Origin of the sequence: Stenotrophomonas sp. a6 (assembly GCF_030913325.1) — a bacterium.
GTDB classification, from domain to species: domain Bacteria; phylum Pseudomonadota; class Gammaproteobacteria; order Xanthomonadales; family Xanthomonadaceae; genus Stenotrophomonas; species Stenotrophomonas maltophilia.
The window spans coordinates 1-18534 of record NZ_CP133161.1; the positions used below are offsets into that span (position 1 = coordinate 1).

Below are 18534 nucleotides of genomic sequence, written 5' to 3' on the forward strand. Positions count from 1 at the left end.
ATGGATGCTTGGTCCCGTAGTCTCGAGCGCCTCGAAGCGGAGTTCCCGCCGGAAGACGTTCATACCTGGCTGAAGCCACTGCAGGCCGATCTGCGCGTGGACAGCCTGGTGCTGTATGCACCGAATGCCTTCATCGTCGACCAGGTCCGCGAGCTGTACCTGGCCCGGATCCGCGAACTGCTGGCGCACTTCGCCGGTTTCAGCGACGTTTTTCTTGAAATCGGCTCGCGCCCGCGCCCTGTGGAGGCGCAGAACGCGCCGGTTTCCACGCCGTCGGCGCATGTGCCCAGCGAACCGCAGGTGCCGTTCGCCGGCAATCTGGACAACCACTACACGTTCGCCAACTTCGTCGAAGGCCGCAGCAACCAGCTGGGCCTGGCCGCCGCCTTCCAGGCGGCGCAGAAGCCGGGCGACCGCGCGCACAACCCGCTGCTGCTGTACGGGGGCACCGGCCTGGGCAAGACCCACCTGATGTTCGCCGCCGGCAACGCCATGCGCCAGGCCAATCCGGGCGCGAAGGTGCTGTACCTGCGTTCGGAACAGTTCTTCAGCGCGATGATCCGGGCCCTGCAGGAAAAGACCATGGATCAGTTCAAGCGCCAGTTCCAGCAGGTGGATGCGCTGCTGATCGATGACATCCAGTTCTTCGCCGGCAAGGACCGCACCCAGGAAGAGTTCTTCCACACCTTCAACGCGTTGTTCGATGGCAAGCAGCAGATCATCCTGACCTGCGACCGCTATCCGCGCGAAGTCGAGGGCCTGGAAGCTCGCCTGAAGTCGCGGCTTGCCTGGGGCCTGTCGGTCGCGATCGAACCGCCGGACTTCGAGACCCGCGCCGCGATCGTGCTGGCCAAGGCACGCGAACGCGGTGCCGAGATTCCCGATGATGTTGCGTTCCTGATCGCCAAGAAGATGCGCTCCAACGTGCGCGACCTCGAAGGCGCGCTCAATACCCTGACCGCCCGCGCCAATTTCACCGGCCGCGCGATCACCACCGAATTCGCCCAGGAAACCCTGCGCGACCTGCTGCGCGCCCAGCAGCAGGCGATCAGCATTCCCAACATCCAGAAAACCGTTGCCGACTACTACGGCCTGCAGATCAAGGATCTGCTGTCGAAGCGTCGGACCCGCTCGCTGGCACGCCCGCGCCAGGTCGCCATGGCCCTGACCAAGGAACTGACCGAGCACAGCCTGCCCGAGATCGGCGATGCCTTTGCCGGTCGCGATCACACCACGGTGCTGCATGCCTGCCGCCAGATCCGGACCCTGATGGAAACCGACGGCAAACTCCGCGAGGACTGGGACAAGCTGATCCGGAAGCTGAGCGAATGATGCACGGATGCCGATGAGGCGTCATCGCACAAAACGGTGCAGAATCCGGTAGCAAGCGCGGGACACGTTGTGGATAAAAATGGCGTTTGAAATCGCGTCGGTTTTATCCACAGCTTTCCCCACCCCCTGGGGGTCGGTAATACAGAGGGTTTCGATGCCTGAAATCCTTTTATTTACAAAGACTTAGCGTTGTTTTCCAGCGATTCTGTCTCTACCAGCACCACCAAGCTTTTGATTTATTCCACATTTTTTAAAGCATAGGGGCACGGAACCACATGCGTTTCACACTGCAGCGCGAAGCCTTTCTCAAGCCGTTGGCACAGGTCGTCAACGTGGTCGAACGCCGCCAGACCCTTCCGGTTCTGGCCAATTTCCTGGTCCAGGTGCAGAACGGCCAGCTGTCGCTGACCGGTACCGACCTGGAAGTGGAGATGGTGTCGCGGATCGCGGTTGAAGATGCCCAGGACGGCGAAACCACCATTCCCGCCCGCAAGCTGTTCGAGATCATCCGCGCCCTGCCCGACGGCAGCCGGATTACCGTCTCGCAGACCGGTGACAAGATCACCGTGCAGGCCGGCCGCAGCCGCTTCACCCTGGCCACCCTGCCCTCCAACGACTTCCCGTCGGTGGACGAAGTGGAAGCCACCGAGCGCGTGGCCATCGGCGAAGCAACCCTGAAGGAACTGATCGAGCGCACTGCGTTCGCGATGGCCCAGCAGGACGTGCGCTACTACCTCAATGGCCTGCTGTTCGACCTGCGCGGCGATGCGCTGCGCACGGTCGCCACCGACGGCCATCGCCTGGCCCTGTGTGAAACCGATCTGGCCAAGCCCAGCGGTTCCAAGCGCCAGATCATCGTGCCGCGCAAGGGCGTGACCGAACTGCAGCGCCTGCTGGAGAGCGGCGATCGCGAGATCGAACTGGAAGTCGGCCGCAGCCACGTGCGCGTCAAGCGCGACGATGTCACCTTCACCTCGAAGCTGATCGACGGTCGTTTCCCGGATTACGAAGCGGTGATTCCGATCGGTGCCGACCGCGAAGTGAAGGTTGATCGTGAAGCACTGCGTGCCTCGCTGCAGCGCGCCGCGATCCTGTCCAACGAGAAGTACCGCGGCATCCGCGTGGAAGTCTCGCCGGGCAACCTGAAGATCAGCGCGCACAACCCGGAACAGGAAGAAGCCCAGGAAGAGATCGAAGCCGACACCACGGTCAGTGATCTGGCCATTGGCTTCAACGTGAACTACCTGCTGGACGCCCTCTCCGCGCTGCGCGATGAGGAGGTCATCATCCAGCTGCGCGATTCCAACTCTTCTGCGCTGGTTCGTGAATCCAGCAGCGAGAAGTCGCGTCACGTGGTGATGCCGCTGCGTCTCTGACAGCAGCCTGTTCCACGTGGAACCGAAGGACGCCCGGGATCTCCCCGGGCGTTTTTTTTTGCAGGTTCCACGTGGAGCATCGGGGATCGCGGAATCTCCAGGTCTGGGCGAATGTCTTGCTCGAGATTGCTGCTTGCCGATTGTTCTTGGTTGCCCCTCCGATGCAATCGGCCCTGCGCGTTAGGAATCCAGGTTGCTGACCTGGGCGCTGCCCAGCCAACTTCGGTCGAGTACGCAGTTCCGGGTCTTCAGCCTGATTGAGGGTGACCCGATCTGGTCGGATGGATGAAGCGGATCGCATCCGCTATCGCAGTGGTTGCTTCATCTGCAGACGTCACTGTCCACAGGGTTGGTTGGGGCCGGATCAGAGCTGGCCTAGCTTCTAAATCTGGGTATAAATCTAAAGCATGGTGGTGATGGTGGGCCCAGATTTCGTGGAAAAATGCATTATCCAATTGATTTTCAAGAGATTTATGCAGCTGAAACCCCCTGTATAGAGGCCCCTCAGGCTGGGGGGGAACCTGTGGATAGTTTGGCAGGTCGGGCAAAAGGGCTTTTTTATCCACAGTTTGCCCATACCTTGTGTATAAGTCATACAGACCCGCTGTGGACAGCGTGAAACGAACGGGCTGAATTCTTTGAAATCTGTGGAACCCTCCACGGCATCGCATCGTAGATTTCAAGAAATCCGCGCGGTGTTCGCGCAACCCACCGTCGAGGGCACCTGGCGATGCTCGCGGAATGAGTCTGAAATCGCTGAAATCTGAAGGCCTGTACCCTGCGCCGCCGCTCAGAATTCAAGGATTCCCGGGCATATCCAGACCCAGGCGAGCCCAGATGAGGGAGCGCCACCACGTGGAACACGCGTAGGGTTGCCAGGCGGAGGCTTCAGCACAGTGGCGATGTCTGGCGCGCCACGGCTGGCTTGACCGATGCAGTAAGCTGATGGATTCCCTGCCCCACTACCGCCTCGTGCGGATGGTCTTTCGCGCCCCATGCTTATCCGCCGCCTCGCCCTGCACCAACTGCGTCGCTTCAGTGCGGTGGACCTGTCGCCCCAGCCTGGATTGAACCTGCTGACCGGCGACAACGGTGCCGGCAAGACCAGCGTGCTCGAAGCCCTGCACCTGATGGCCTACGGGCGCAGCTTCCGTGGCCGAGTGCGTGACGGTCTGGTGCGCCAGGGCCAGGAAGCGTTGGAGATCTTCGTGGAATGGGACGAACAGCGTGCCGATCACCCGCCGCACCGCCGAAAGGCCGGGCTGCGCCACAGTGGCCAGGATTGGAAGGGGCGATTGGACGGCGAGGATGTCGCGCAGCTGGGCAATCTCTGCGCAGCGCTGGCCGTGGTGACGTTCGAGCCGGGGAGCCATGCACTGGTCAGTGGGGGGGGCGAACCTCGCCGTCGCTTCCTCGATTGGGGCTTGTTCCACGTGGAACCGGATTTTCTCTCCCTGTGGCGCCGCTATTCCCGGGCGCTGAAGCAGCGCAATGCTCTGCTCAAGCAGGGCGGACCGTCGCGGATGCTCGATACCTGGGATCACGAGCTGGCCGAGGCCGGGGAACCGCTGACCAGCCGCCGTCAGCACTACCTGGAGCGTCTGCAGCAGCGCACGGTGGCCTTGGCCGCCAGCCTGGCTCCGCAACTCGGCATCCAGGGGCTGGAACTGAGCCCCGGTTGGCGGCGGCATGAGCTTCCCTTGGCCGATGCCCTGCTTCTGGCCCGGGAACGCGACCGGCAGGCCGGCTATACCTCGGTCGGCCCACACCGGGCAGACTGGAGTGTGGATTTCCACAGCATTCCGGGCCGTGATGCGTTGTCCCGTGGCCAGGCCAAGCTGACGGCATTGGCCTGCCTGCTGGCGCAGGCCGAGGACTATGCAGAACAGCGCGGCGAATGGCCTGTGATCGCGCTGGACGATCTGGCCTCGGAGCTGGATCGCACCCATCAGGCGCGGGTGCTGGAGCGCCTGCTCAATGGGCCGGCACAGATCTTCATCACCGCTACCGAAACCCCGGCGGCGCTGCTGGACCTGACCCACATCGCCCGGTTCCACGTGGAACATGCACAAATCGTGGCTGTGCCATAGTGGGCACACCAGGGCCGCTCGACCCCGGCTGGTATAATTCGGGTTGGAATCCTTTCATTCTCGGCACATCGCTCCAAGCGGTGGCCGACCTGCGGAGCCTACGGCAAGCGCAATGAGCGACGAACAGAACACCCCGGCAAACAACGGCAATTACGACGCCAACAGCATTACCGCCCTGGAAGGCCTGGAGGCTGTCCGCAAGCGTCCCGGCATGTACATCGGTGACGTGCATGACGGCACCGGTCTGCACCACATGGTGTTCGAGGTCGTCGACAACTCGATCGACGAAGCGCTGGCCGGCCACGCCGACCACGTTGCGGTGACGATCCACGCCGACGGTTCGGTCTCGGTGTCCGACAACGGCCGTGGTATCCCGACTGGCAAGCACGAGCAGATGAGTGCCAAGCTCGGTCGCGAAGTGTCTGCAGCCGAAGTCGTCATGACCGTCCTGCACGCAGGCGGCAAGTTCGACGACAACAGCTACAAGGTTTCGGGCGGCCTGCACGGCGTCGGCGTCAGCGTGGTCAACGCGCTGTCGCAGAAGCTGCTGGTGGACGTGTTCCAGAACGGCTTCCACTACCAGCAGGAATTCAGCAACGGCGCCGCAGTGACCGCGCTGGCCAAGCTGGAAACCACCACCAAGCGCGGCACTACCGTGCGCTTCTGGCCGTCCACCGTCGCCTTCCACGACAACGTGGAGTTCCACTACGACATCCTGGCCCGCCGCCTGCGCGAACTGTCGTTCCTGAACTCCGGCGTCAAGATCGTCCTTGCCGACGAGCGTGGCGACGGCCGTCGCGATGACTTCCACTACGAGGGTGGCATCCGCAGCTTCGTGGAGCATCTGGCCCAGCTGAAGACGCCGCTGCACCCGAACGTCATTTCAGTCACCGGCGAGCACAACGGCATCGTCGTGGATGTGGCGCTGCAGTGGACCGACTCCTATCAGGAGACGATGTACTGCTTCACCAACAACATTCCGCAGAAGGACGGCGGTACCCACCTGGCCGGTTTCCGCGGTGCGCTGACCCGTGTGCTCAACAACTACATCGAGCAGAACGGCATCGCCAAGCAGGCCAAGATCAACCTGACCGGCGACGACATGCGAGAAGGCATGATCGCGGTGCTGTCGGTGAAGGTGCCGGACCCGAGCTTCTCCAGCCAGACCAAGGAAAAGCTGGTCAGCTCCGACGTGCGTCCGGCGGTGGAAAACGCCTTCGGTGCGCGCCTGGAAGAGTTCCTGCAGGAGAACCCGAACGAAGCCAAGGCGATCGCCGGCAAGATCGTCGACGCCGCGCGCGCACGTGAAGCGGCGCGAAAGGCCCGCGACCTGACCCGCCGCAAGGGCGCGCTGGATATCGCCGGCCTGCCGGGCAAGCTGGCCGACTGCCAGGAAAAGGATCCGGCGCTGTCCGAACTGTTCATCGTCGAGGGTGACTCGGCAGGTGGCTCGGCCAAGCAGGGCCGCAACCGCAAGAACCAGGCGGTGCTGCCGCTGCGCGGCAAGATCCTCAACGTGGAACGCGCGCGCTTCGACCGCATGCTGTCCTCCGACCAGGTCGGCACGCTGATCACGGCGCTGGGCACCGGCATCGGCCGAGACGAGTACAACCCGGACAAGCTGCGTTACCACAAGATCATCATCATGACCGACGCCGACGTCGACGGCGCCCACATCCGCACCCTGCTGCTGACGTTCTTCTACCGTCAGATGCCGGAGCTGATCGAGCGCGGTTACGTCTACATCGGCCTGCCGCCGCTGTACAAGATCAAGCAGGGCAAGCAGGAGCTGTACCTGAAGGACGACCCGGCGCTGGACAGCTACCTGGCCAGCAGCGCGGTGGAAAACGCTGCGCTGGTGCCGGCCACCGGCGAGCCCGGCATCGAAGGCCTTGCGCTGGAGAAGCTGCTGCTGGCCTATGCAGCAGCGCTGGATTCGATCGAGCGCAACGCACATCGCTACGACCGCAACCTGCTTGAAGCGCTGGTCGATTTCGTGCCGATGGACCTGGAAAGCCTGCGCGCTGCCGGCGAAGGCGAGGGCCTGGATGCACTGGCCAAGCGCCTCAACCAGGGCAGCCTGGGCAGCCCGCGTTTCACGCTGGAACTGCAGGAGGCCAACGACGAGCGCCCGGCCGCTGTGCTGGTGACCCGTCGCCACATGGGCGAACAGCACATCCAGGTGCTGCCGATGTCGGCCTTCGAAAGCGGCGAACTGCGCGCAATCCACCAGGCATCGAAGCTGCTGCACGGTCTGGTCCGCGAAGGCGCGACCATTTCCCGCGGTGCCAAGTCGATCGAAGTCGACAGCTTTGCCAAGGCACAGAACTGGCTGCTCGAGGAGGCCAAGCGCGGCCGCCAGATCCAGCGATTCAAGGGTCTGGGTGAAATGAATCCGGAGCAGCTGTGGGACACCACGGTGAACCCGGAAACCCGCCGACTGCTGCAGGTGCGTATCGAGGACGCTGTCGCAGCCGACCAGATCTTCAGCACCCTGATGGGCGATGTCGTCGAACCGCGTCGCGATTTCATCGAAGACAACGCGCTGAAGGTCGCAAACCTGGATATCTGACACAATCGGGACACGGCCGGCGCGCGGGGAGGCGCGCCGGCCTTCGACTCTTGAACACAGGTACCTGATGTCAGCATCCGCCCCGGTCTCTGCTCCGCCCCCGGTTCCGCCGGCTTCTGCCGCGCCGCGTGCCGTTTCGCCGTTGGCGGGGTTCTTCATCGACCTGGGCATCGCCGCTGTCACCCTGTTCGGCCTGAGCCTGGTCAGCGGCCTGCTGTGGGGCCTGTACCGTGGCGTGGTGGTTGGTTACGCGAACGCGCAGGCTGGCGCTGGCGCACCCGACGCCAGTTCGGTCGCGGCGTCACTGGGCCAGCCCGGCGCGCTTGCGCAGATTCTCATGGCACTGTTCGCCACCGGTGGCGCCGCGTTGCTGCTGTACTTCTGGCGACGGCCGGCCAACGCCGCCGAGCGCCACGCCTCGCGCCAGGCGCTGCGCCGCCCCTCCACCTGGGGCTGGACCCTGCTGGTGGCGACCCTGATCGTGCTCGGCAGCAACGGCATCGCCTTCCTGGCCAAGCAGGTCGGCGTCGAGCCGGTCCCCACCAATCTGGCGCTGATGCAGAGCGCGATCGCACGTTTCCCGCTGTTCCTGGTGCTGTTCGCGGTGGTCCTGGCGCCGGCCTACGAGGAACTGCTGTTCCGCCGCGTGCTGTTTGGCCGCCTGTGGCAGGCCGGGCGACCAGGGTTGGGCGTGGTACTGAGCAGCCTCGCGTTTGCCCTGATCCATGAGATCCCTGGCACCAGTGCCAATGGCCCGGCCGAAATCGCACAGCTGTGGCTGGTCTATGGTGGCATGGGAGCCGCGTTCTGCTGGCTCTACCGGCGCACCGGCACGTTGTGGGCGGCGGTCACCGCCCATGCGCTGAACAATGCGGTCGCCCTTGCCGCGATGGTGTTCCTGGGGTCAACGTAACGCCGCGTCCGCTTGACGAAAGATTAAGCCGCTACGCTACACACTCCGCATATGAACACGGGGGAGTTTCCATGAAACAACTGCTGCTGGCCCTTGTCATCACCACCCTGGTCAGCGCCTGCGCGACCACCACCTCCCCTACCGGTCGCCGGCAGATGGTGGGCGGCGTCTCGCAGGCGCAGCTGGACCAGCTCGGCGCACAGGCGTTCGCCGAAACCAAGCAGAAGGAAAAGATCAGCACCGACGGCCGCCAGAACGGTTACGTGCAGTGCGTGGTCAACGCCCTGGTCGCGCAGCTGCCAGCTCAATACCGTGGCGTACGGTGGGAGACGGCGGTATTCGTCGACAAGGAACCCAACGCCTTCGCCCTGCCCGGCGGCAAGGTCGGCGTGAACACCGGCATCTTCACCGTGGCCAAGAACCAGGATCAGCTGGCTGCCGTGATCGGCCATGAAATCGGCCATGTCATCGCCCGCCACCACGAAGAGCGCATCACCCGCCAGATGGGCGCACAGACCGGGCTGGCCGTGCTCGGCGCGCTGGCTGGCGCAGCCTACGGCGAAGGTGCTGCCAGCACCGTCAACCAGCTCGGTGGCATGGGCGCGCAGACTGCCTTCCTGCTGCCGGGCTCGCGGACGCAGGAAAGCGAGGCTGACGTGATCGGCCAGCGGCTGATGGCGCAGGCCGGATTCAATCCGGCGCAGGCGGTCGACCTGTGGCAGAACATGATGGCCGCCAGCGGCGGTCGCAGCCCGCAATGGCTGTCCACCCACCCGGATCCGGCCAACCGGATCCAGGAACTGCGACGTGATGCCCCGGGCCTGACGCCGGTCTATCAGCAGGCGCAGGCGGCCGGGCTACGGCCAAAGTGCGGATGAGTGCGCAGTTCTATGCTGTATTGCAGCACATAAAACGATTTCTCACGCCATCTGTTTCTGATACGTTTGGCGGCTCAGATTTTTCTGACAGTCCGACTTTGCCGCTAACCGGCGGTTCGATCGAGGTGAACGATGATTTTCCGTAACCACAAAGCTGTGCTTTCCGTCCTCGTCGCGACCGCCCTGACCGGCGCCGTGGTCACCGATGCCTTCGCGCAGTCCTCGCGTTCCTCCGAGCGCGGCAACCGCGGCGGCAAGCAGGCCAAGGCCGAGGCGCTGTACCCGAACGCGACCCGCCAGGAGCCGACGGTCAAGGCTTCGGCCAAGATGGGCAGCAAGCTGCAGAAAATGATCGACAGCTACAACAAGGAAAAGTTCCCGGAAACCCGCACCCAGGCCGACGCCATCCTGGCTGACAGCGCCGCGAACGAGTACGACAAGTCGCTGGCCGCGCAGCTGGCCTCGCAGGCTGCCTACCAGACCGATGACGCCCCGGCTGCCATCGCCTACCTGAAGCAGGTCCTGCAGTTCAACGGCCTGGACAACAACGGCCACTTCCAGTCGATGCTGATGCTGGGCCAGTTGCAGCTGCAGGAAGACCAGACAGCCGAAGGCCTGGCAACCCTCGACAAGTACTTCGCCGAGAGCAAGTCGACCAAGCCGGAAGAACTGATCGCCAAGGGCCAGGCGCTGTACCAGCTGGAGCGCTACCAGGAAGCGATTCCGGTGCTGAAGCAGGCCATCGCCGGCTCCGCCGAACCGAAGGACAACTGGAACCAGCTGCTGATGGCGGCCCTGTCCGAAGCCGGCCAGTCCGGCGAAGCAGTCAAGGAAGCCGAGGCGCTGGCCGCCAAGAACCCGAACGACAAGAAGGCCCAGCTGAACCTGGCCAGCATGTACATGCAGGCCGACCAGATGGACAAGGCGGCCGCGGTGATGGACAAGCTGCGCAGCAGCGGCCAGCTCACCGAAGAGCGCGAGTACAAGCAGCTGTACTCCATCTATGCCAACACCGACAAAAAGGAAAAGGACGTCATCGCGGTCATCAACGAAGGGTTGCAGAAGGGCATCCTGAAGCCGGACTACCAGGTTTACCTGGCGCTGGCCCAGTCCTACTACTACTCCGACCAGGTGCCGCAGGCGATCGATGCGTGGCAGAAGGCTGCCCCGCTGTCCAAGGACGGTGAGACCTACCTGAACCTGGCACGCGTCCTGCATGCCGAAGGTCGCATCCCGGAGGCCAAGCAGGCCGCCCAGCAGGCGCTGGCGAAGGGTGTGAAGAACCAGGCTGATGCCAAGAAAATCATCAACCTGAAGTAAGTAGGAATAACGCCTGAATGCCTGCCCAGTTGATGCGCAGGCGCTCAGGATTGGTATAAGCTTGGAGGTTCCTGCGGTGTCATGCACCGCTGATCAGGGATTCCGCCCCCGGCATCCCGGCCCCACTATTGAGCTCTTGGCGCATGACGGAACAACTAGTCGTTCACCGGTACGAACAACCCGATGACAAGGGGCTGAGCTGGCCTCGCATCGTCGGCATCGCGTTTGTAATTGCCCTGCATCTGGCCGCCTTCATGATGCTCCTCATTCCCGCCGTGGCTCCCAAGGCCGTGGCTGAGAAGGAGCGCAACGTCATGGTGACCATCGTCGATGCGCCGCCGCCGCCGCCCCCGCCGCCGCCGCCGCCGCCGCCGACCGATACTCCGCCGCCGCCGGTGAAGAATCTGTCGCCGCCGAAGCCGTCGCCGGTCCCGCCGCCGCCGCAGGCGCCGGTCGTGGACGTGCCGGAGCCGCGCCCGAGCGATATCGTCACCCCGCCGTCGCCCCCCGCGCCGCCGGCACCTGCGACCTCGATCGAGGCCAGCGTGGACATCTCGTCGAAGGCCATGAATCCGCCGCGCTACCCGCCGGCCGCCTTCCGCGCGGGTATCCAGGGCGAAGTGATCCTGATCATTGATGTCGATGCCAACGGCAACGTCACCAATGTCACGGTGGAAAAGTCCAGCCGTAACCGCGACCTGGACCGTGCCGCGATGGAAGCGGCTCGCAAGTGGCGCTTCAACGCCGCTGAATCTGGCGGTAAGAAGGCGGCAGGTCGCGTTCGCGTCCCGGTCAACTTTGCGCTGAACTGATGCGCCCGGGTGGCCGCATGGCCACCCCCGCTCCCGGTTCGATTGTTTAGCTTAGCTACACCCTTTATCACCACACACAACAAAGGTAAGCGTCATGCTGCAGGAAATTTTCATCGCCGCTGCTGCCGGGGGCAATCCGTCCAACGCCCTGTCGCAGATGGGCTTCGAGCACCTGATCCACGAAATGACCACCAAGCCGGGTGATTTCGCGGTTTCCTGGGTCGTGCTGCTGACCCTGATCGCCATGTCGGCCATGTCCTGGTACTGGACCGTCATCAACATCTTCCGTGCGACCCGCCTGAAGAGCGCTGCTGATCGCGTCGTCAGCCTGTTCTGGGATACCCCGAACGCGCAGGACGCCATCCGTGCCATGGAAGAGCAGCCGGCTTCGGAGCCGTTCTCGAAGATCGCCCTGGACGCTGCCCAGGCTGCTGCGCACCACCAGCGCGCTGAAGGCGGCGCCACCGGCGGCGTGGGTGAGAACCTGAGCCGTTCGGAGTTCGTCGACCGCGCCCTGCGCCAGGCCGTCACCCGCGAAAGCAACAAGCTGCAGTCGGGCATGACCCTGCTGGCCACCGTCGGCGCGACCGCTCCGTTCGTCGGTCTGCTGGGTACCGTGTGGGGCATCTACGGCGCCCTGATCAAGATCGGTGCCACCGGCTCCGCTTCGATCGACGCCGTTGCCGGCCCGGTGGGTGAAGCGCTGATCATGACCGCGATCGGTCTGTTCGTCGCGATCCCGGCCGTGTTCGCCTTCAACTTCTTCAGCAAGATCAACAGCGCGACCATCAGCAAGTTCGATACCTTCGCGCACGACCTGCACGACTTCTTCGCCACCGGCTCGCGCGTCCGCTAATTGCGGCGCGCGTCACCCAGCGACGAACGTAAGTAGTCACCAAGATCTAGACGGAGCCCGTTATGGCTTTCAGTAGTGGTAACAGCGGCGGCCCCATGGCCGACATCAACGTTACGCCCCTCGTGGACGTGATGCTGGTGCTGCTGATCATCTTCATCATCACGGCGCCCCTGATGTCCCACAAGGTCAAGGTGGATCTGCCGGAAGCCAACCTGATCCAGAAGCCGGAAGACGCTGAAAAGCGTTCCGGACCGATCACCCTGGCAGTCAAGGAAGACGGCTCGATCTACTGGAACGACGAAGAAATCAACAAGCAGACTCTCGAGTCGCGCTTGGCGACCGCCGCCCAGCAGACCCCGCAGCCGCCGCTGAACCTGCGTGGTGACCGCACCACCAAGATGCGCGTCATCAACGACCTGACCAAGGTCGCGCAGGAGCAGGGCATGCTGGACGTCGGCTTCGTCGCGACCAAAGAAAAGGGGCAATAAGCCATGGCATTCAGTAGTGGTGGTGGCAAGGGCCCCATGGCAGACATCAACGTCACGCCCCTCGTGGACGTGATGCTGGTTCTGCTGATCATCTTCATCGTGACCGCGCCGATCATGACGTACCCGATCGCCGTCGACCTGCCGCAGCGCGTGCTCAACCCACCGCCGCAGCTGGTCGAACCGCCGCCGCCGATCGAACTGAAGATCGACGCCAGCAACCAGGTCTCGTGGAACAACAGCCCGATCAATACCAGCGAGCTGCAGCAGCGGATGGAGCAGGAGGTCCAGCGTGACCCGACCAACCAGCCGGAACTGCGCATCGACGCCAGCCCGGATTCCGAGTACGACGTGATGGCCAAGGTTCTGGCCGCCGCGAAGAATGCTCAGATGAAGAAGATCGGTTTTGTGCAGCAGTAATCGCTACACCGCAACACAACAGTCATGACGCGACTGCAGACGCCCCTGGAGACAGGGGCGTTTTTTTTTATGCCTGCCGGCCTGGACCGCTATGATCGGCGGATGCTCGCCCTCTTCGACTCCCTGCGTCATTGGCTCGACGGCATCGCCCACCTTGGCTCGATCCTGGCGGTGGCCTACCTGCTGTATCTGTTCGCGCTGGCGGGCTGGATCATGCTGCAGAAGCGTGAGCCGGTCGCCACGCTGAGCTGGATCCTGTCGTTGGCGCTGCTGCCCTACCTCGGCTTGTTCATCTACTACCTGCTGGGCCCGCAGAAGGTGAAGCGGCAACGGCTGCGCCGCGGACGCGCACGATCGGGCATGGAGCACTACAGCGATGTCTGCCCACCGGATGCCGACTGCACCGAGCTGGCCAAGATCGCGCAGGCCACCACGGGCCTGGCGCCGAGCAGCGCGACCGAAGTGACCTGGCTGGTGGATGGTGCCGCTACCTACGCCGCTCTGTTGGAAGCGGTGGCGCAGGCTCGCGATCACGTGCACCTGGAGTACTACATCTTCAATCCGGACCATGCCGGCACCGCCCTGCGCGACGCCCTGGTCGAGCGCGCCCGTGCCGGCGTGCAGGTGCGCCTGCTGCTGGATGCAGTGGGTTCTTCCGCCCTGCCTCGTCGCTTCCTGCAGCCCCTGATCGATGCCGGTGGCGAGGCGGTCTGGTTCCATCCGCGGCAGCTGCTGAAGCCGTTCAAGCGGCCGTGGTTGAACCTGCGTACGCACCGCAAGCTGGTGATCGTCGATGGCCGGCTGGCCTTCACCGGTGGCATCAATATCACCGACGATGAAGACGAGAGCCGCAAGCCGAACGCCTACCGCGACCTGCACATGCGCATCCGCGGCCACGTCGTGCGAAGCCTGCAGCTGGTGTTCGCCGAGGACTGGCTCTATGCCAGTGGCCAGGATCCCTCGCGCATGGACATTGCCCGTCTGTGGCCGGCCGACATGCCGCTGCGCGGCGATGGTGCGATCAACGCCCAGGTACTGGTCTCCGGCCCGGACTCGGGCTGGGAAACGATCCACCGCCTGCACGTGGCGGCCATCCAGGAAGCACACGAGCGCGTGTGGCTGGTAACGCCCTACTTCGTGCCGGGCGAAGCGGCGCGGATGGCGCTGACTTCGGCGGCACTGGGTGGACTGGACGTGCGCCTGCTGGTGCCGAAGATGAGCGACTCCTGGTTTGTCACCCAGGCCGCGCGCTCCTATTTCGACGAACTGCTGCACGCCGGGGTGAAGATCTACGAGTACGGCCCGCGCATGCTGCATACCAAGGCCTTCATCGCCGACGACGATGTCTGCATCGTTGGCAGCGCCAACTTCGACCACCGCAGCTTCCGCCTGAACTTCGAGCTGTCGATGATGATCAGCGACCGTGACCGCGTCGCCGCTCTGGCCGGGCTGCTGCAGGGAGAGTTCGACCGCGCCACCCGCGTGCACGACCAGGCTGGCCGTTCGCTGTGGCTGCACCGCCTGCCCGAGGCCTTCGCCCGGCTGGCCTCGCCGCTGCTCTGACGCAGCGCTACACTGCGGCGATCATCCGGGGAGCCCGACTATGTACTGGTTGTACCTGCTGCTGGCGCTGGGCTGTTTCGCCTTCGCCCTGAAGACCCCCAGCGCCGCATTGATGACCCTGTGCCTGCTGGCCGCCCTCGCCTTCCTGCTGGCCTGGGTGCGCGGTCGCTATGTAGCCCGCTTCGGCGACCTTCAGCGGGACCCTGCCACCCTTGTCGATGCCGAGGAGCTGCGCCGCCTGCGCGAGCAGGCCCAGGCCCGCCGCAATGCCGACGCCAACGACCACGATCCGTCCCCTCTTTCCAAGTAGTTCCGTTCCATGACCCAGCTCAGCGTCAACGTCAACAAGATCGCCGTCCTGCGCAATTCGCGCGGCGGCGCCGAACCGGACGTGGTGCGCGCCGCCCAGGCCTGCCTGGATGCCGGTGCACATGGCATCACCGTGCACCCGCGGCCGGACCGCCGCCATATCACCGCCGAGGACGTGCTGGCGCTGTCCACGCTGACCCGCGCGCGTGGTGTCGAGTTCAACATCGAAGGCAACCCGTTCGCACCGCCGCGCGAGGGCTACCCAGGCCTGCTGCCGCTGTGCGCGCAGACCCGCCCGGCGCAGGCGACGCTGGTGCCGGATGGCGATGGACAGATCACCTCCGACCATGGCTTCGACTTCGAGCGGGATGCCGAGCGGCTGCGACCACTGGTCGCCGAACTGAAGGCGATGGGCTGCCGGGTCAGCCTGTTCGTCGATGCGGGCAACCCACTGCTGGAGCAGGCGGCCGAAGTCGGTGCAGATCGTGTCGAGCTGTATACCGGCCCCTACGCCGAAGCACACGCGGCCGGCGACGCTGCGGCGATGCTGGAACTGTTCGCCACTGCGGCGCGGCGGGCGCAGGCGGTGGGCCTGGGCGTCAACGCCGGGCACGACCTGTCACAGGACAACCTGCGCGATTTCCTGGCTCACGTGCCAGACGTGCTGGAGGTGTCGATCGGCCACGCGCTGATCGGCGAGGCACTGTATGACGGGCTGGATGCCACCGTGCGCGGGTACCTGGCGTTGCTCTGACCGCTCCCCTGTAGCGTTGAGCCATGCTCGACGCAGCACCGCGCTGAACCCTTCAGGCAGCCGTCGCAGCCATTGAGACGGCTGCGGCGTAACCTGCCGCAATGGGTATCGCGATCAAGGGCCGAGGTTCCACGTCCCACCTTGCCGGGCGCTTTGAAAGCACCGTCAGCGAGGCGGTGGACGACGGCTGGGCGGTCGATGAGAGCGAGGAATTCCTCGCCCCACGTCTGCGCACTGAAGTACGTGCCGAGACCGCACGCAGCATCATCAGCCGCAACACCTCACCGGACGTCGGCTTCAGCCAATCGGTGAATCCGTACCGCGGTTGTGAGCATGGCTGCTCCTACTGCTTCGCGCGCCCCTCGCACGCCTATCTGAACCTGTCGCCAGGCCTGGACTTCGAGACCAAGCTGTTCGCCAAGACCAATGCGCCGCAGCTGCTGCGCAAGGAGTTGTCGAAGCCGGGCTACGTTCCGCAACCGATCGCGCTGGGCATCAACACCGATGCGTACCAGCCGATCGAACGCAAGTTCAAGCTCACCCGCCAGCTGATCGAAGTGATGCTGGAAACCAGGCATCCGTTCTCGCTGATCACCAAGAACGCACTGGTCGAGCGCGACATCGATCTGCTCGCACCGCTGGCGGCGGAGAACCTGGTCAGCGTGCATTTCTCGGTGACCTCGCTGGACCCGCATCTCTCCGCAAAGCTGGAGCCACGCGCGTCGGCGCCGCATGCACGGCTGCGTGCGATGAAGCGCCTGCATGAAGCGGGCATTCCGGTCGGTGTGATGGTGGCGCCGGTGATTCCGTGGATCAACGACAGCGAGCTGGAAGCCGTGCTGGAGGCCGCGCACGATGCTGGCGCCAGCACCGCAGGCTACGTGCTGCTGCGCCTGCCGCTGGAAGTGGCGCCGCTGTTCCGCGACTGGCTGGACACCCATCATCCAGATCGCGCCGCACATGTGATGAGTACCATCCAGCAGCTGCGCGGCGGCAAGGACTACGACAGCCAGTTCGGCACCCGCATGCGTGGCCAGGGCGTGTATGCCGATCTGTTGAACAACCGCTTCAAGCTGGCGCGAAAGCGTCTCGGCTTCAATGCGCAGAACAGCCATTGGCCGAAGCTGGATTGCAGCCGGTTCGTGAAGCCGCTGACGCCGAAGAAGGATTCGCCGCAGGGAAGTCTGTTCTAGAACGCTGGACCGCTGCCCGGCTTACCGGCAACAATCTGCGCTTGGCCGGATGGCCTGCAAGCCAGGGAGGGATGCAGATGGATGACCCAGGATCCGTGACAGTGCGATGCCGTTCGCTTGACGACGAATCGGTTCGCACATGAAGCGCTCACATGCCTTCAGCTGTGGTGCGTTTCTGCTTTTCTGTGGTACCGATGCAGAGGCTGCCCGTGCGTTTGTGGTTGAAGACGCTGCCATGCGCGACCCCACCTGCCTTACGGTCGAGCCGCGCCAGCGGCTCTTCGCTTGTCACCAGATCGTTGCCGGGGACAGCCGAGTGATCGGGCTGAGACGATTCCGCACGTCGTGGAGGACCGACCGTTCCACCTTCAGCAAGCTCACGATCCAGCTCCCCGCTGATGCGAAAGCAGGCGACCGGTTCTCTGTCCCAAATGATCGAGTACGGATGTTCCATAGCAGAGGGTCCAGCGCGTTTGCCGGAAAGACGGGCTGCTACGCAGTGCCGGTCGCAGGGCAGATTACCGTGGTTTCCGCAGGAGACTTCGGCATCGAGGTCCAGGTCGATGCAACGTTTCGCTCTGCAAGCCCACTGCAGTGGCCGGGAGAGTGCGAGGCACCGACCACAGTGTCAGAGCATCTGAGAGCCAAGCCATTGTCTCTGGAGCAGCTTGATGCATGGACGGGAGTGCATGATCCGGAGGCATCCCCCTTCGAACAGGCACACCCCTCCAGACGTTCGCGCAACTGAATCCGCACGAACGTGCTGTACATGATGAAACGCACTCACTGCTTCCACGCCAGTGGTCTCCTTCTCTACCTTGCGAGCGTGCAGGTGGAAGCTCGCTCCATTCACGAATGCATCATCGTTCCGCAGGCCGCGATCGTCACTGACATGCCGGCTGGCCTGGACGAGTTCGAACAGCGTCTGTGGGTGGCAGATACAGGTCAGAGGGTGCGCAAGGGCACCGATACCCTCCTTCTGCTGCGCCTCTTCTCGGAGTCGCCAGGCGTGATCGACTCCCAGCAGTACATCAAGATCACAGGCAGCTTGAAGCGATACGCGCCCTCGTCGGAAGGGACGCCGGAGGTAGTGGATGCACGCCTCACCAGTGGCGGCGCGGGCTTTGTGCACAAGGGAGACAACTGGCTGTCCGATTCAGTCGACGTAGAACTACATCAGCCGCATGAGCGCGATAATCGGATGGAAGTCAAAGTGACGGCTGTCGGGTGGAACAGTTATCGAAAAGAAGACCGTTCCTTCTATCTCCAGTTCACCTGTCAACTGAAGGAAATCCCTGTCGAGAAGCTCAGTGCCTGGCAAGGAGGAAACGACGATCTCTGGGGATCCTTTGGTCCCACCCGATAGCCGGGTGGAACTGCCTGCATGCAATCACTTCTGCGACGACTGGCAATGCTGAAAATAGAAATTCATTCCCTGAGGTTCTAATCACGACTGGACGAGGATGCGTTCTTCTCCAGGTTGAACCAGATTCCGGGCGTGGTGTCTGTCGAAGGGTTCCTCAGGACGATCAACGTCTCTGTTGATCCGTCGGCTGTGGATGACGAAGATATGAGAGAGTTGATTTCGCTGTTCCAGCGCTATGGAATAGACATGCGCCAGCTGCGGAAACTGGAGACGGGAGAATTCAGCTCATGGATGC

General features: G+C 63.7%; 17 protein-coding genes. 16 read left to right on the forward strand and 1 reads right to left on the reverse strand.

The features are described from left to right. The 15 genes from dnaA to Q9Q79_RS00075 all read left to right on the forward strand — a co-directional run bounded on the left by dnaA (nt 1) and on the right by Q9Q79_RS00075 (nt 16873). Complete coding sequence (gene dnaA / locus Q9Q79_RS00005) at nt 1-1332, forward strand: chromosomal replication initiator protein DnaA (protein ID WP_049418155.1); 1332 nt, start codon at nt 1-3, stop codon at nt 1330-1332. Between the two features lie 275 nt (nt 1333-1607). After that, nucleotides 1608-2708, forward strand: a complete 1101-nt coding sequence (gene dnaN, locus Q9Q79_RS00010; RefSeq protein ID WP_005411731.1) for a DNA polymerase III subunit beta — start codon at nt 1608-1610, stop codon at nt 2706-2708. Between the two features lie 995 nt (nt 2709-3703). Continuing rightward, on the forward strand, nt 3704-4798 hold the full coding sequence (recF, locus tag Q9Q79_RS00015; protein WP_012478628.1) for a DNA replication/repair protein RecF: 1095 nt from the start codon (nt 3704-3706) through the stop codon (nt 4796-4798). Nucleotides 4799-4910: 112 nt separating this feature from the next. Then, the gene (gene gyrB, locus Q9Q79_RS00020) at nt 4911-7370 is read left to right on the forward strand and encodes a DNA topoisomerase (ATP-hydrolyzing) subunit B (protein ID WP_005411733.1); all 2460 of its coding nucleotides are present in this window, start codon (nt 4911-4913) and stop codon (nt 7368-7370) included. A 67-nt stretch (nt 7371-7437) separates the two neighbouring features. After that, complete coding sequence (locus Q9Q79_RS00025) at nt 7438-8283, forward strand: CPBP family intramembrane glutamic endopeptidase (RefSeq protein ID WP_012478629.1); 846 nt, start codon at nt 7438-7440, stop codon at nt 8281-8283. Nucleotides 8284-8354: 71 nt separating this feature from the next. Then, complete coding sequence (locus tag Q9Q79_RS00030; protein WP_005411735.1) at nt 8355-9161, forward strand: M48 family metallopeptidase; 807 nt, start codon at nt 8355-8357, stop codon at nt 9159-9161. A gap of 132 nt (nt 9162-9293) precedes the next feature. Next, entirely contained in the window at nt 9294-10481 is a 1188-nt protein-coding gene (locus tag Q9Q79_RS00035; RefSeq protein ID WP_005411736.1) for a tetratricopeptide repeat protein, read from the forward strand. A gap of 254 nt (nt 10482-10735) precedes the next feature. Further along, complete coding sequence (locus Q9Q79_RS00040) at nt 10736-11293, forward strand: energy transducer TonB (RefSeq protein WP_169449073.1); 558 nt, start codon at nt 10736-10738, stop codon at nt 11291-11293. A gap of 94 nt (nt 11294-11387) precedes the next feature. Next, nucleotides 11388-12149: a TonB-system energizer ExbB gene (gene exbB, locus Q9Q79_RS00045; protein WP_005411738.1), complete on the forward strand. Its 762-nt coding sequence runs from the start codon at nt 11388-11390 to the stop codon at nt 12147-12149. Nucleotides 12150-12211: 62 nt separating this feature from the next. Beyond that, nucleotides 12212-12637 carry a biopolymer transporter ExbD gene (locus Q9Q79_RS00050; protein ID WP_005411739.1) on the forward strand — a complete coding sequence of 142 codons (426 nt, stop codon included), beginning with the start codon at nt 12212-12214 and terminating at the stop codon, nt 12635-12637. 3 nt (nt 12638-12640) lie between these two features. Continuing rightward, nucleotides 12641-13054 (forward strand): biopolymer transporter ExbD, encoded by a 414-nt coding sequence (locus Q9Q79_RS00055; RefSeq protein WP_005411740.1) that lies wholly within the window; start codon nt 12641-12643, stop codon nt 13052-13054. A gap of 102 nt (nt 13055-13156) precedes the next feature. Then, entirely contained in the window at nt 13157-14617 is a 1461-nt protein-coding gene (cls, locus tag Q9Q79_RS00060) for a cardiolipin synthase (RefSeq protein WP_012478630.1), read from the forward strand. A gap of 40 nt (nt 14618-14657) precedes the next feature. After that, a complete protein-coding gene (locus tag Q9Q79_RS00065) occupies nt 14658-14927 on the forward strand; it encodes a hypothetical protein (protein WP_012478631.1) in 270 nt (89 codons plus the stop codon). Between the two features lie 9 nt (nt 14928-14936). Next, nucleotides 14937-15680, forward strand: coding sequence for a pyridoxine 5'-phosphate synthase (locus Q9Q79_RS00070; protein ID WP_005411743.1), 744 nt, complete (start codon nt 14937-14939; stop codon nt 15678-15680). Nucleotides 15681-15781: 101 nt separating this feature from the next. Beyond that, nucleotides 15782-16873 (forward strand): PA0069 family radical SAM protein, encoded by a 1092-nt coding sequence (locus Q9Q79_RS00075; RefSeq protein WP_049450315.1) that lies wholly within the window; start codon nt 15782-15784, stop codon nt 16871-16873. 148 nt (nt 16874-17021) lie between these two features. Here Q9Q79_RS00075 and Q9Q79_RS00080 read toward each other — a convergent pair whose 3' ends face one another. Beyond that, entirely contained in the window at nt 17022-17327 is a 306-nt protein-coding gene (locus Q9Q79_RS00080) for a hypothetical protein (protein ID WP_138970112.1), read from the reverse strand. A gap of 318 nt (nt 17328-17645) precedes the next feature. On the opposite strand from Q9Q79_RS00080, the gene Q9Q79_RS00085 reads away from it, so the two are divergent. After that, nucleotides 17646-18239 (forward strand): hypothetical protein, encoded by a 594-nt coding sequence (locus Q9Q79_RS00085; RefSeq protein WP_049461433.1) that lies wholly within the window; start codon nt 17646-17648, stop codon nt 18237-18239. Nucleotides 18240-18534 lie beyond the last annotated feature (295 nt).